The organism is Herbaspirillum sp. GCM10030257 (assembly GCF_042666555.1).
Lineage (GTDB): Bacteria > Pseudomonadota > Gammaproteobacteria > Burkholderiales > Burkholderiaceae_D > Noviherbaspirillum.
In genome coordinates, this window is record NZ_JBHTDH010000020.1 from 42046 (window position 1) to 56442 (window position 14397).

General features: G+C 57.7%; 13 protein-coding genes. 9 read left to right on the forward strand and 4 right to left on the reverse strand.

Annotated features, from left to right (window positions below):
• The first annotated feature begins 175 nt into the window (after positions 1-175).
• The 3 genes from ugpA (at position 176) to ACFQUU_RS22465 (ending at position 3180) form a co-directional block, all read left to right on the forward strand.
• Positions 176-1060, forward strand: coding sequence for a sn-glycerol-3-phosphate ABC transporter permease UgpA (gene ugpA, locus ACFQUU_RS22455; protein ID WP_382250347.1), 885 nt, complete (start codon positions 176-178; stop codon positions 1058-1060).
• A 75-nt stretch (positions 1061-1135) separates the two neighbouring features.
• Positions 1136-1987 carry a sn-glycerol-3-phosphate ABC transporter permease UgpE gene (gene ugpE, locus ACFQUU_RS22460; protein ID WP_382250348.1) on the forward strand — a complete coding sequence of 284 codons (852 nt, stop codon included), beginning with the start codon at positions 1136-1138 and terminating at the stop codon, positions 1985-1987.
• Positions 1988-2103: 116 nt separating this feature from the next.
• Positions 2104-3180 (forward strand): sn-glycerol-3-phosphate import ATP-binding protein UgpC, encoded by a 1077-nt coding sequence (locus ACFQUU_RS22465; RefSeq protein WP_382250349.1) that lies wholly within the window; start codon positions 2104-2106, stop codon positions 3178-3180.
• A 44-nt stretch (positions 3181-3224) separates the two neighbouring features.
• On the opposite strand, the gene ACFQUU_RS22470 is transcribed toward ACFQUU_RS22465, so the two are convergent.
• A complete protein-coding gene (locus ACFQUU_RS22470; protein ID WP_382250350.1) occupies positions 3225-4172 on the reverse strand; it encodes a hydrogen peroxide-inducible genes activator in 948 nt (315 codons plus the stop codon).
• A gap of 260 nt (positions 4173-4432) precedes the next feature.
• A complete protein-coding gene (recG, locus tag ACFQUU_RS22475) occupies positions 4433-6526 on the reverse strand; it encodes an ATP-dependent DNA helicase RecG (RefSeq protein ID WP_382250379.1) in 2094 nt (697 codons plus the stop codon).
• 195 nt (positions 6527-6721) lie between these two features.
• Here recG and queA point away from each other — a divergent pair, with 195 nt between their 5' ends.
• The 6 genes from queA (at position 6722) to ACFQUU_RS22505 (ending at position 13275) form a co-directional block, all read left to right on the forward strand.
• Positions 6722-7738, forward strand: coding sequence for a tRNA preQ1(34) S-adenosylmethionine ribosyltransferase-isomerase QueA (gene queA / locus ACFQUU_RS22480; protein ID WP_382250351.1), 1017 nt, complete (start codon positions 6722-6724; stop codon positions 7736-7738).
• Between the two features lies 1 nt (position 7739).
• The gene (gene tgt / locus ACFQUU_RS22485) at positions 7740-8867 is read left to right on the forward strand and encodes a tRNA guanosine(34) transglycosylase Tgt (RefSeq protein ID WP_382250352.1); all 1128 of its coding nucleotides are present in this window, start codon (positions 7740-7742) and stop codon (positions 8865-8867) included.
• A 288-nt stretch (positions 8868-9155) separates the two neighbouring features.
• Positions 9156-9422, forward strand: a complete 267-nt coding sequence (gene yajC, locus ACFQUU_RS22490) for a preprotein translocase subunit YajC (protein WP_057290786.1) — start codon at positions 9156-9158, stop codon at positions 9420-9422.
• An 86-nt stretch (positions 9423-9508) separates the two neighbouring features.
• A complete protein-coding gene (secD, locus tag ACFQUU_RS22495; RefSeq protein ID WP_382250353.1) occupies positions 9509-11368 on the forward strand; it encodes a protein translocase subunit SecD in 1860 nt (619 codons plus the stop codon).
• A gap of 125 nt (positions 11369-11493) precedes the next feature.
• Positions 11494-12438 carry a protein translocase subunit SecF gene (secF, locus tag ACFQUU_RS22500; RefSeq protein WP_382250354.1) on the forward strand — a complete coding sequence of 315 codons (945 nt, stop codon included), beginning with the start codon at positions 11494-11496 and terminating at the stop codon, positions 12436-12438.
• A gap of 159 nt (positions 12439-12597) precedes the next feature.
• A complete protein-coding gene (locus ACFQUU_RS22505; RefSeq protein WP_382250355.1) occupies positions 12598-13275 on the forward strand; it encodes a cytochrome b/b6 domain-containing protein in 678 nt (225 codons plus the stop codon).
• Between the two features lie 71 nt (positions 13276-13346).
• On the opposite strand, the gene ACFQUU_RS22510 is transcribed toward ACFQUU_RS22505, so the two are convergent.
• Positions 13347-13799 (reverse strand): cytochrome c, encoded by a 453-nt coding sequence (locus ACFQUU_RS22510; RefSeq protein ID WP_057290685.1) that lies wholly within the window; start codon positions 13797-13799, stop codon positions 13347-13349.
• Positions 13800-13857: 58 nt separating this feature from the next.
• Positions 13858-14325 (reverse strand): MarR family winged helix-turn-helix transcriptional regulator, encoded by a 468-nt coding sequence (locus ACFQUU_RS22515; protein WP_382250356.1) that lies wholly within the window; start codon positions 14323-14325, stop codon positions 13858-13860.
• Positions 14326-14397 lie beyond the last annotated feature (72 nt).

Sequence of the window (14397 nt, forward strand, 5' to 3'; positions counted from 1 at the left end):
TAGTACTAACTGGCTTTCATCCTGCCTGCTGCGTAGCTCCTTCCCCCTTTTAGAGGGAAGGTCGGGATGGGATAATGATGCAGATGCGTGCTCAAGCTTCGCACATCTGCGCAGCCCGCCCAAACCCTCCCCCTGCAAAGGGGAGGGAACCTTGCCTTGTATAGAAAAAACCAACATGGAAAAACGCGCTCGCTTCAAATCGGCATGGGTGCCGTATGCGCTCGTAACACCGCAAATTCTCGTCACGCTGCTGTTCTTTTTCTGGCCGGCCGCGCAGGCGCTCTATCAGTCCGTGCTGATCCAGGATTCTTTCGGCACCTCGTCGCAGTTCGTCTGGTTCGACAACTTCCGCGACCTGTTCAATGACGCAAACTATCTCGAATCCTTCAAGACCACCGCGATGTTCTCCATCATGGTGGCTGTGTTCGGCTTGTCGCTTGCTCTGATCCTCGCCGTATTCGCGGATCGCATTGTGAAGGGCGCGTCGGTCTACAAGACGTTCCTGATCTGGCCCTATGCGGTATCGCCGGTCGTGGTTGGCGTGCTATGGCTGTTTTTGCTCAACCCGACACTGGGTGTGGTGGCGCATGCGCTGCGCGATATCGGCATCGAATGGGACAACCTGCTCAATGGCACCCATGCGATGATCCTGATCGTACTGGCTGCGATCTGGAAGCAGATCAGCTATAACTTTCTGTTCTTCCTTGCCGGCCTGCAAGCGATCCCCAAGTCGCTGATCGAAGCCGCGGCGATCGACGGCGCCGGGCCGGTGAGGCGTTTCTTCACCATTGTCTTTCCACTGTTGTCGCCGACCACTTTCTTCCTGCTCGTCATCAACATCGTCTATTCGTTCTTTGACACCTTTGCGATCATCGAGGCGACCACCCACGGCGGTCCGGGCAAGGAAACGGAAATCCTGGTCTACAAGGTCTTCCAGGACGGCTTCAAGGGCGGCGACCTGGGTAGTTCGGCCGCTCAGTCCGTGATCCTGATGTTTATCGTCATCACGCTCACCGTGGTGCAATTCAAGTATGTCGAACGCAAGGTGCAGTATTCATGATCATCGTTTCATCCATTACATCGACATGCATGGTTCTCCGGCCGGAAGCCGTGCGCACAAACGTGGTAGCCAATCATGATTGAACGCCGCCCTATACTCGACCTGATCAGTCACCTGGTGCTGATCATCGGTGTCGCCATCGTTGCCTTTCCGGTGTATGTCGCCTTCGTCGCCAGCACCCAGACTCCCGAGCAGGCCGCCATGGCGCCGATCTCACTGGTCCCTGGCGACCAGTTCTTTCAAAACTATGCGGCAGTCATTGTCAGCGGTGCATCCGGTAACGTATCGGTGCCGCCCGTCGCACGAATGATGTGGGTCAGCCTGGTGTCCGCGCTGATCATCGCCATCGGCAAGATTGCGATATCCATGCTGTCGGCGTTTGCGATTGTCTACTTCCGCTTTCCAGGGCGCTCGCTGTTCTTCTGGATGATCTTCGTCACCTTGATGCTGCCGGTCGAAGTGCGGATCACACCGACCTATCAGGTAATCTCGGATTTCGGCATGCTCAACAGTTATGCCGGGCTGACAATACCGCTGATCGCGTCGGCGACGGCGACTTTCCTGTTCCGGCAATTCTTCCTGACTGTGCCGGATGAACTGGCCGAGGCGGCGCGTATCGATGGTGCCGGACCAATGCGCTTCTTCAAGGATGTCCTGTGGCCGCTGTCGCGTACCAATGTGATTGCGCTGTTCGTCATCATGTTTATCTACGGCTGGAATCAGTACCTGTGGCCGCTGCTGGTGTCGACCGAGCAGAGCATGTACCCGATTGGTATCGGTATCAAGACCATGATCGCCGGTGGTGATGCAGCGATCGAATGGAACATGGTGATGGCGACCCTTATTCTCGCGATGCTGCCGCCCGGACTTGTCGTCGTGGTGATGCAGAAATGGTTCGTGAAGGGCCTGGTCGATTCGGAAAAATAGGATCACGATGCTGCCGCACACCGCTTCAAATAAAGCGGTCGGCCGGTACACGGGAATACAGAGCTGAAACACAGAATATAGAACACAGAATACAGAACAGAGGCATCAGGGACCGCATGGCACAAGTTCACTTAAAAAATATTACCAAGACCTACGGCAAGGGCGCCAAAAGCGTTGACGTCATCCACGGTATTTCGATCGACATTGATGACGGTGAATTCATTGTCATGGTGGGCCCCTCCGGTTGCGGCAAATCCACCTTGCTGCGCATGGTTGCCGGCCTCGAAGAGATTACCGGCGGCGATATCGTGATCGGCGACCGCGTTGTCAATCAGCTTGAACCGAAGGATCGCGATATCGCGATGGTGTTCCAGAACTACGCCTTGTATCCGCACATGAGTGTGTATGAAAACATGGCGTACGGATTGAAGATTCGCAAGTTCTCCAAGGCGGATATCGATACCCGCGTGCAGAAGGCGGCGAAGATACTGGAACTTGGTGCGCTGCTCGAGCGCACGCCGCGCCAGCTTTCAGGCGGACAGCGCCAGCGCGTTGCAATGGGCAGGGCGATCGTGCGTGAGCCTGCGGTATTTTTATTCGATGAGCCCTTGTCCAATCTCGACGCAAAATTACGTGTGCAAATGCGACTCGAGATCCAGAAGATGCATCGGGCACTGGGCACTACGAGTCTGTATGTGACCCACGATCAGGTAGAGGCGATGACGCTGGGCCAGCGCATGATCGTGATGAACGCCGGTCGCGCGGAGCAGATTGGTACGCCGGCGGAAGTGTATGGCAGGCCGGCGACTACCTTTGTCGCCAGCTTTATCGGTTCGCCCCCTATGAACCTGTTGCGCGGCCAACTTGAGTCTGGCGGAACAAGCTTTGCGCTAGGAGACGGCACGCAGGTCACCTTGCCGTCAGCGCGTACCGGTTTATCCGGGCGCGAATGCATACTTGGCGTGCGACCGGAACATCTGATTCTCGGCAAGCCGGGTATCACGATGCAGGTGGAGATGGTGGAAGCGCTGGGTGCGGATGTGCTGGTGCATGCAATTGCCGGTGGCCAGTCGCTGGTCATTCGTGCGCCTGCCGGCATCCAGGTCGAGGCGGGCCAGCGGGTGAATGCCGGTTTCGATGCCAGCGCAGTGCACTGGTTCGATGCGCAGACGACACGGCGCATCGACGATTAGTCAAAAGGCATGGCCATGTGATGGCCGTGCCTGCCTTTATAGCCTTAGGCTTCAGCGGTTTCCGCTTCCGTCAGCATGGTCACGCCGTGCAGTTCACAGGCCAACACCGCTTGGCGTACCGCTTCGATCGCGCGTTGCCGTGTAAAGCTCTTGCGCCAGGCAATCACCACCCGGCGTGAAGGGCCCGGCTCCTTGAAGGGGATATAGCGCAACATGCCGTCCTTCGACTGCATATCCGGTACCGACGCTTTTGGCAATACCGTAATGCCAATGCCGGAAGCCACCATGTGGCGTATCGTTTCCAGCGAAGAACCCTCGAAGGTTCGGGCAATGCCGTCGCTGCTGGTCGAGAAGCGCGCCATCTCCGGACAAACTTCCAGCACCTGGTCACGGAAGCAATGACCGTTGCCGAGCAACAGCATGGTTTCGGTTTTCAGCTCTTCCGCCTCGATCGCATTGCGTTGCGCCCAGGGATGATGCTTGGGAAGCGCGACGACGAAAGGTTCGTCATACAAGGGTTGTACCATCAGACCTTGATCGGCAAAGGGCAAGGCCATGATGGCGGCGTCCAGCTCGCCCTGGCGTAACAGTTCAATCAACCGTGCGGTGAAATTTTCCTGTAACACCAGCGGCATCTGCGGCACGGTCTCGATCATGGTCTTGACCAGCGGTGGCAGAAGATAGGGAGCGACGGTATAGATCACGCCGAGCCGGAGCGGGCCCGCCAGCGGATCCTTGTTCTGTTTGGCGATTTCCTTGATCGCTGCGGTTTGCTCAAGTACGCGTTCAGCTTGCGCGACGATCTGTGCGCCGAGCGGTGTGACGGAAATTTCGGACCCGCCGCGTTCGAAGATGGTCACGCCAAGTTCGTCTTCCAGTTTCTTGATCGCCACCGAAAGTGTGGGTTGCGCGACGAAACACGCTTCCGCGGCATGGCCGAAATGCTTTTCGCGGGCAACGGCGACAATATATTTCAGTTCGGTAAGCGTCATGTTCTCTGCTCTTTATGACAAGGCCGTAATGGCGTTCTTGTATGGAAATCAATCGAGAATTAAATCGCGATAGGAACAGTATAAAGAGAGTGCGGAAAATTGCAGGTCTTCGCTGATATATATCCGGCTTGTTGGCTAGCAGGTAATGTTACTGATCCGCGCTCCCCGGCGCGCAAGCACCCGGCTAATCGGACAGCTGCGACAGGAAATCTTGTGACGCGTTCACCGATGAAGTGAAAACGGGTATGGCAAGGATGGCATCAGACTTTAAGAAACTCTTCGCGCCCACCCAGCCAGCGTGCCAGATGTGCTTCTACTGTGGCCGGATCGTGTTGCAGCAAGGACTGAGCAAGATTGCGTGCCTTCTCGACCAGCCACTGATCCGTTTCCAGGTCGGCAAAGCGCAGCATCGCCTGTCCCGATTGCCGGGCACCCAGGAACTCACCCGGACCGCGAATCTCGAGGTCGCGCCGTGCGATTTCAAAACCATCCGTGGTTTCCCGCATGGTCATCAGGCGCTGCTTGGCAACCTGTCCCAACGGGCTCTGGTAAAGCAGCAGGCAGATACTCGCGGCCGATCCGCGACCGACGCGGCCACGCAGCTGGTGTAATTGCGACAAGCCGAAACGCTCGGCATGCTCGATGACCATCAGTGACGCATTCGGCACATCGACGCCGACTTCGATCACCGTGGTGGCAACCAGCACATGGACTTCAGCCCGCGTGAAGGCGTCCATCACCAGCTGTTTCTCGGCGGGTTTCATCCGGCCATGCACCAGGCCGACCCGCAAGTCGGGCAGTGCGGCCGACAGCGTTGCATGGGTATCGGTGGCGGTCTGCAGCTGTAGCGCCTCGGACTCCTCGATCAGGGGACAGACCCAGTACACCTGTCGTCCCTCGAGCGCCGCCGCATGCACGCGTTCGATCACTTCATCGCGGCGGTTCTGGTCGATGATGCGGGTGACGATGGGCGTGCGGCCCGGCGGCAACTCGTCGATGACCGACACTTCCAGGTCGGCATAGTAAGTCATGGCCAGGGTTCGCGGGATCGGGGTCGCCGACATCATCAGCTGGTGCGGTACGGTCTGCGACGCACCTGCATCAAAGCCCTCATCAAGGCCCTTGTTGCGCAAGGCGAGACGCTGGCCGACGCCGAAGCGATGCTGCTCGTCAACGATCACGAGTCCCAGTTTTGCAAATTCCACGCCTTCCTGGATGAGCGCATGGGTACCGATCACGAGATGGGCTTCGCCGGATTCAATCAGCGCCTGCGACGCCTCCTTCTCTTTCTTTTTCAGGCTGCCGGTCAGCCATGCCACCTTTACGCCGAGCGGTTCCATCCACATCGCGATCTTGCGGAAATGCTGTTCGGCGAGAATCTCGGTCGGCGCCATGAGCGCCGCCTGGTAGCCGCTGTCGATCGCCTGCGCAGCGGCCAGCGCGGCAACAACGGTTTTGCCGCTGCCGACATCCCCCTGCAACAAACGCTGCATCGGAAACGATTCGCGCAGGTCGCTGCGGATTTCCTCCAGCACGCGTTGCTGCGCACTGGTCAGCGCAAAGGGCAGGGTATTCAGAAAGGCATTCGACAATTCGCCGATTACCGGCAGGGCGGATGCGCCCTTGGCGCGGCGTGCTTCCTGCGCCCGCTTGAGCGAAAGCTGTTGTGCCAGCAGTTCATCGAACTTCATGCGGATCCATGCCGGATGCGAACGCTCCAGCAAGGCATGTTCGTCGACATCGGGCGGCGGATTGTGCAACAGCTTGACCGAGGGCTCGAACGCTTGCAGCTTCAGGGAGGCCAGCAAGTCCGGCGACAGCGTGTCGCGCCAGTCGACGCGGCTGAGCGCATTGGCAATCGCCTTGCGCAGATAAGCCTGTGACAGCCCTTCGCCGGCGGGATAGACGGGTGTCAGGGCGTTCGGCAGCGGGGCGCCTTCTTCCACGACCTTGTAAGTCGGATGGACCATTTCCGCGCCGAAGAAACCATGACGTATTTCGCCGCGCGCCCGCACCCGCGTGCCGGCAGCAAGCTGCTTGACCTGACTACCGTAAAAATTCAGGAAGCGCATTACCAGCGGCCCGGTCTCGTCGGCGATCGTAACCACCAGCTGCCGGCGTGGCCGGTACTGGATATCGCATTCCGTCACGACACCTTCGACCTGCGCCGAATTGCCACCCATGAAGCCAGCCTCGCTGATCGGTGTGATTCTGGTTTCATCCTCGTAGCGCAGGGGCAGGTGCAGCACCAAATCCATGTCGGTGCGCAAGCCGAGTTTGGCCAGCTTGCTCTCAAGCGTAGCTTTGGCTTTGGGTTTTGCGGTGGTGGAGGGCTTGCTCTTCGGAGCGGGCATACTTGAATCGGGCGGTAAGGCGTAAAATAGCGGGTTTTGTTCGGCGAACTCGGCATTCAGCGCGGTGGTATGCGCGCCTGCCATTGTATGGCAATTTTGTTAAGGACGGCTGGCCCAAACACCTGTCCTGCCTGACGAATAACAAGTATTGCCGCGCAACGCCGACCGCTGCAACCTTCTATGCGATCCTGAAGCATGTATTCCCTTTCCGATTTCGATTTCGACCTGCCGCAAGAACTGATTGCGCAATTGCCGCTGCCGGAACGCAGCGCGTCCCGCCTGCTGCACGTCGATGGCGACCAGCTCGTGGACCGCGCCTTTGCCGACATTGTCGACTTGCTCACGCCGGGCGACCTGCTGGTCTTTAATAACACCCGTGTACTCAAGGCACGTTTTTTCGGCGTCAAGGAGACCGGCGGGAAGGTCGAAGTCCTGGTCGAGCGTGTGCTCGACAACCGTACCGTGCACGCGCAAGTGCGTGCTTCCAAGTCGCCCCAGGCCGGTGGCAGGATTCGCCTTGCCGATGCCTTTGACGTGACAGTCGGCGAACGCGCCGGCGAATTCTATACGCTGACGTTTCCATCCGATGTGTTCGACCTGATCGAAGCGCACGGACGTCTGCCGCTGCCGCCGTATATCGAGCATGCGGCCGACGAATTCGACGAACAGCGTTACCAGACTGTCTATGCCAAGGAGCCGGGCGCGGTGGCGGCGCCGACAGCGGGGCTGCATTTTGACCAGGCTTTGCTCGACAGGTTGCGTGACAGGGGCGTGCGGTTTGCCTTCGTGACGCTGCATGTGGGCGCCGGCACCTTTCAACCGGTGCGCACCGAAAACCTGGCCGAGCACAAGATGCATAGCGAGTGGTACACGATCCCTGCCGAAACCGTCGATGCAGTGCGCGCAACCAAGGCCACCGGACGGCATGTCGTTGCGGTCGGCACCACCAGCATGCGCGCACTTGAGTCGGCATCGCAGTCCGGTGAACTGCAGGCCGGCAGCGCCGACACCGCGCTATTCATCACGCCGGGCTATGCTTTCAAGACGGTCGATCGCCTGGTGACCAATTTCCATCTGCCCAAATCGACGCTGCTGATGCTGGTGTCCGCATTTGCCGGCTACGAGCGTATCCGTGCCGCCTATGCCCATGCAATCGCCCAGCGTTACCGCTTTTTCAGCTATGGCGACGCCATGCTACTGACAAAAATCTGACATGCTCAATTTCAAACTCATCAAGACCGATGGCAAGGCCCGACGCGGCCGTCTTACTCTTAACCACGGCGTGGTCGAAACGCCGATCTTTATGCCGGTCGGCACCTACGGCTCGGTCAAGGCTATGTCGCCGCTGGAGCTGCACGACATCGACGCGCAGATCATTCTGGGCAATACCTTCCATCTCTGGCTGCGTCCCGGCCTTGATGTGGTCAACAAATTCGATGGCCTGCATCGCTTCATCGGCTGGACCAAGCCTATCCTGACCGACTCTGGCGGGTTCCAGGTATTTTCGCTGGGTGCGATGCGCAAGATCACCGAAGAGGGCGTGAAGTTTGCCTCGCCGATCAATGGTGACAAGCTGTTCCTGTCGCCGGAAATCTCGATGCAGATCCAGCGCACACTCAATTCCGACATCGTCATGCAGTTCGACGAATGTACGCCCTACCAAATCGATGGCCGTCCCGCTACCGAAGAAGAGGCGGCAAAGTCGATGCGCATGTCGCTGCGCTGGGCCAGGCGCTCGCGTGATGAGTTCAACAAGGGCGAGAATCCCAACGCACTGTTCGGTATCGTTCAGGGCGGCATGTTCGAGCATCTGCGGGATGAGTCGCTGGCCGGACTGGAAGACATCGGTTTTGAAGGCGTCGCTATCGGCGGCCTGTCCGTCGGCGAACCGAAGGAAGACATGATGCGCGTGCTGGAACACATCGGCCCGCGCCTGCCCGCCGACAAACCGCATTACCTGATGGGCGTGGGTACGCCGGAAGATCTGGTGGCCGGCGTGGCCAGCGGCGTCGACATGTTCGACTGCGTGATGCCGACGCGGAATGCGCGCAATGGCTGGCTGTTCACCCGTTTTGGCGATCTTAAGATCAAGAATTCCCGCTATAAAGATGATGAAAAACCGCTAGATGAAAGCTGCGAGTGTTATGCCTGTCGCAATTTTTCCCGTGCCTACCTGTTTCACCTGCATCGCGCGGGCGAGATCCTGGGTGCGCGCCTGAACACCATTCACAACCTGCATTACTACCTGCAACTGATGCGTGAAATGCGCGCCGCCATTGATGCCGACCGCTTCCAGGCCTTCGTGGTGCAGTTTCATGCCGATCGCGCCCGCGGCGTCTAGGACATAGAGAAAATTCCATCACTCGGTCATTCTGTCCGCTACAAGCGACCGAGTTGGTGACTTCCATTGCCTCCCTTTCAACATTGGGTGGAGCAACTCTTGTAAAAATCCGCACCGGCCGGCGGCTGACGGCTCTTGCCAGGGCGCTCACTCTTTTCCAGAAGCACCAAGAAACCCCGCATCGGGTGCTAAAATGCCGGGTTGATCACCATTACAATCTGGAGCTAAAACGTGTTCATATCCAACGCCTATGCGCAAACCGCCGCCGCAGGTCCCGAAAGCAGCCTGATGAGCTTCCTGCCCATCATCCTGATGTTCGTGGTTTTGTACTTCCTGATGATTCGTCCTCAGATGAAGCGTCAGAAGGAACAGAAGGCTATGATGGAAGCGCTCGCCAAGGGCGACGAAGTCGTCACCGCCGGTGGCATGCTGGGCAAGGTGTCGAAAGTCACTGACGCTTACGTCACACTGGAAGTTGCAAACGGTACTGAAATCATCGTCCAGAAGGCAGCCGTCGCTACGCTGTTGCCCAAGGGTACCATCAAGGCTCTGTAATACACCGCCTGGCAAGCGCTATCCCACGTCGGGCAAGGCGCTTTGCACGGGCCGGCAGGCCCACTCAACAAGTAACGTTGACACCTATGAATCGCTATCCCCTCTGGAAATACATCCTCATCGTGATCGCGCTGCTGTTCGGCGTGCTGTACTCGGTGCCCAACTTTTTCGGCGAATCGCCCGCAGTCCAGGTCAGCAGCGCCAAGGCTACCGTCAAGGTCGACCAGACCATGATGGGTCGCGTCAGCGACGTATTGAACAAGGCTGGTATGCCGCCTGAAAGCGTGTTGTTCGACGTGACCGGCAACCAGGGCTCGGTGCGGGCGCGGTTCAGCGACACGGATACCCAGTTCCGCGCCAAGACCTTGCTGGAAAAAGAACTGAACGCCGACCCGGCTGACCCGACTTATATCGTCGCCTTCAACCTGCTGCCCAATACGCCGCAGTGGCTGCAATCGCTGCGCGCAATGCCGATGTACCTCGGCCTTGACCTGCGCGGCGGTGTGCACTTCCTGATGCAGGTTGACACCAAGGCAGTCGTCGCCAAGCGACTGCAAGGCTTGCAGACCAGCGTACGCAGCATGCTGCGTGACAAGAGCGTCCGGCATGCCGGCGTCAGCCGCAATGGCGACCAGATCGTCGTGCTGTTCCGCGATGCGGAAACGCGCAACAAGGCGCGTGAAGTGCTTGCTTCGCAGTTGTCCGAGCTCGCATTGCAGGATGCCGCTGAAGGCGCTGATCTGAAACTGATCGGTACCATCCGGCCCGAAGCCCTCAAGCGCACGACGGAAGAGGCAGTGCAGCAGAACATCAGCACGCTGTCCAAGCGGGTGAACGAACTGGGTGTTGCCGAGCCGGTGATCCAGCGCCAGGGAGCGGACCGTATCGTGGTGCAGTTGCCCGGCGTGCAGGACGTCTCGCGTGCGAAAGACATCATCGGCCGTACCGCTACACTGGAAGTACGCATGGTTGACGAAAGCGTGATGCGCGGCACCGAAGAAACCGCTGCCGTGCCTTTCGATTCCGAACTCTTCAAGATTGGCAAGGGTGCGCCGGTGGTGCTGTACAAGGACCCGATCATTACCGGCGATTACATTTCCAGCGCCAGCGCAAGCTTCGACCAGAACCAGCAGCCGGCGGTCAGTATTGACCTGAACGGCGACGGCGGACGACGCATGCGCGAAGCCACCCGTAGCAAAATTGGCAAGTCCATGGCCATCGTTCTGTTTGAAAAGAACAAGGGTGAAGTCCTGACCGTGGCCACCATCCGCGACGAACTGGGGGCGCGCTTCCAGATAACCGGCATGGGCTCCGCTGAAGCCGCCACTGACCTCGCGCTGCTGCTGCGTGCCGGTTCGCTGGCCGCACCGATGGAAATCATCGAGGAAAGCACGATCGGCCCGCAGCTTGGTGCGGAAAACATCGAGAAGGGCTTCAATTCGACGCTCTACGGTTTCGCCGCCATTGCTATCTTCATGTTGATTTACTATCACCTATTCGGCTTCTTCAGCGTATTCGCGCTGGCGGTCAACCTGATGCTGCTGATCGCCGTGTTGTCGACACTGCAGGCGACGCTTACCCTGCCAGGTATGGCGGCAATTGCCTTCACGCTCGGTATGGCGATTGACGCGAACGTGTTGATCAACGAGCGGATACGTGAAGAACTGCGCAATGGCAATACGCCGCAGGCAGCGATTGCCGCCGGTTTCGATCGTGCGTGGGCGACCATTCTTGACTCCAACGTCACCACGATGATCGCCGGCCTTGCGCTGCTGATTTTCGGCTCCGGCGCGATCCGCGGGTTTGCGGTGGTGCACTGCATTGGTATTCTGACCTCGATCTTCTCGGCGGTATTCGTGTCGCGTGGCGTCGCCAATCTCTGGTATGGCCGCAAGAAGAAGCTGTCCAGCGTATCGATCGGCCAAGTCTGGAAGCCAGATACCTGAAGCACTATCGCGCCATCGGGCCGACCGCAAGACGGCGGCCCCTGCGGTTTTCATGAATGCATCAACGATGGCGTGGCAAACATGCCGACGCCATCTGCAGGAATCCTGCGAAAGGAAACAGAGTCATGGAGTTGTTCCGAATTAAGAGGGATATTCCCTTTATGCGCCACGCGTTGATTTTCAACGTGATCTCGGCACTTACCTTCGTTGCTGCGGTATTTTTCCTGTTTTACAAGGGGCTGCACCTGTCGATCGAATTCACCGGCGGCACCGTCATTGAGGTGGTCTATGACAAGCCGGCCGATCTGGAAAAAGTCAGAACTTCAATTGAAGGGCTAGGCTATACAGAAACGCAGGTACAAAGCTTCGGTACTGCGCAGAACGTGATGATCCGCTTGCCAGCGCGTAAAGACGTGAGTTCTGCGCAGCAAAGCGAAAAGGTGATGTCCACGCTGAAAGCGCAGGATCCGGCGGTGCAGTTGCATCGTGTTGAGTTTGTCGGCCCGCAGGTCGGTGAAGAGTTGACGCACGATGGCTTGCTCGCACTGGGCATGGTGATCATCGGCATCGTGATCTACCTGGCTTTCCGTTTCGAATGGAAATTCGCGGTTGCGGCCATCATCGCCAACTTGCATGACGTGGTGATCATTCTTGGCTTCTTTGCCTTCTTCCAGTGGGAGTTTTCGCTGACCGTTCTCGCTGCGGTGCTCGCGGTGCTGGGCTACTCGGTAAACGAATCGGTGGTGGTGTTCGACCGGGTGCGCGAGACTTTTCGTGATCGTCGTTACGGCAAGATGGGAACCGCTGACGTATTGAACCATGCCATCACCAGCACGATCTCGCGGACCATCATCACGCACGGCTCGACCGAGATGATGGTGTTGTCGATGCTGCTGTTCGGCGGCGCAACCCTGCATTATTTCGCAATTGCCTTGACCATCGGCATTCTGTTCGGTATCTACTCGTCGGTATTCGTTGCCGCTGCGGTAGCGATGTGGTTTGGCGTCAAGCGTGAAGACCTGATCAAGCCGGTCAAGGAAAGAGACGAAACCGACGGCGCCGTGGTGTAAGCAGGGACGCGAAAAACTTAGTACGCCATGTACTGTCAGTACAGTTATAAAGCCGGCTTTCGAGCCGGCTTTTTTTTCGGTTAGACTAAGAACGATCAGTCATATTTTTTGCGCAAAAGAAAATACTAAAGCAAGCTGCCAGCCTCATTTGGAGATCATATGAAGAAAGTGCGTGTATGGGATTTGCCGGTCCGTCTGTTTCACTGGACGCTTGCCGTCCTGATCGTCATGGCCATTGTGACGCAGCAGATAGGCGGCAATGCAATGGAATGGCATTTTCGTATTGGTTACGCAGTGCTGACCTTGGTCAGCTTCCGCATTATCTGGGGCATGATCGGGCCGCGCTATGCCCGTTTTTCCAGCTTCCTGCATGGTCCGTCTACCATCGCAGGTTATATCCGTGGTGGCAAAGCCGCGCTCAAAGCTAATTATCTCGGCCACAATCCCCTTGGCAGTCTCTCGGTGTTCGCGCTGCTCGGCGTGGTGCTGGCACAGGCGGTGAGCGGACTGTTTGCCAATGACGATATTGCCAGCGAAGGACCGCTGGTCAAGTTCATCAGCAAGGAAATGTCAGATAACATCACCTGGTTTCACAAAGAGGTCAGCGCCAACCTGGTCTACTTGCTGGTCGCCATGCATGTGATTGCGATCGCCGTGTATTACTTCCGTAAAAAGCAAAACCTGGTCAAGCCCATGCTGACCGGAGATCAGGAAGTCGACTTCGATGCACCACCAGCCAACGATAGTTGGGGTATGCGTCTGCTCGCACTGGCGATCTTTGCGCTGTGCGGCTTCGTGGTTTCCTATATCGTGAATCTGCCCGCGAAAAGCCTGTAGATCATCCACATTGCACGCACAAGTAGAAACGCCCGGGCTTGCCGGGCGTTTTGTTCGATGCAGGAAGACTGTTACTTGTTGCGATAGTTGTCGTGGCAGGCCTTGCACGATTGGCCAACACCGCCAAAGGCAGTCTTGATCGCATTCAGATCACCAGACTTGGCGGCAGCCGAGAGCTTGCTCACTTCGCCCTGCATCTTTTCCGCGGCAGCCTTGAATTTGTCCTGCTCTTTCCAGACTTCCGGTTTGGCCTTCGAGTTCGGCAGGTCGGAACCCTGAGGAAAAGCAGTCCATGGGAGCCGGGACATCATTTCAATCACGGCGACATCGGCTTCGACCGCTGCCTTGTCGTAGGGCTTTTCACCTTTGACGACGGCGCCGACGCGACCGGTATGGGTGCCCATCAGCGAGAAAGCGGACTGGCGGTATTTGACTGCATCTTCAGGTTTGGCAAACTGCGCCTGTGCCGAGAAAGGTACGGCGATCAGGGTGGTCAGGGCAATGCTGGCTAACGCAAACTTCATACAATCTCCTCTTGTGGGTTGTGCAAGGATGTCATTGCCGTCCAGTGGGCAAGGTATGTTACGTACGGCTGCAGGAATCGACATCAGGCGCGGCAAGCGCTGCGTCCAGCTGTCGTTTCAGCTTTGCCAGTTCCTTATCGAGAGCGGCAAAGTCTTCGTCACTGTAGCCCAAAAATGTCTGTTTGCAAAATTGTATGTGCGGCGCGAAAAGGCGCTCGAATTCCGCTTCGCCCTTGTCGGTCAGGCGCACGATCATGCTGCGCCGGTCTTCCATGCACGAACTGCGGATAACCAGCGATTTTTCTTCCAGGCGATCAACGATGCCGGTTAGCGTGCCCTTGGTAATCAGCGTCTTGTCCCCTAGTTCCTTGAATGACATGCCTGGCGTATTTCCCAGCGTCGCGATGATATCGAACTGGGCCGGCGTCAAGCCAAGCTTGCGCACATGGGTATCCGATATCCGCTGGAACGCGTGGAAGCACTCGGCCAGAAGGCGAATACTGCGCAAATAACGCTCTTTGATCATGGCGAATTCATTTCACTGAAAAACACAAAAAGCCGGTGCTTATGCAACCGGCTTTCCGTGGAAAACATCTTG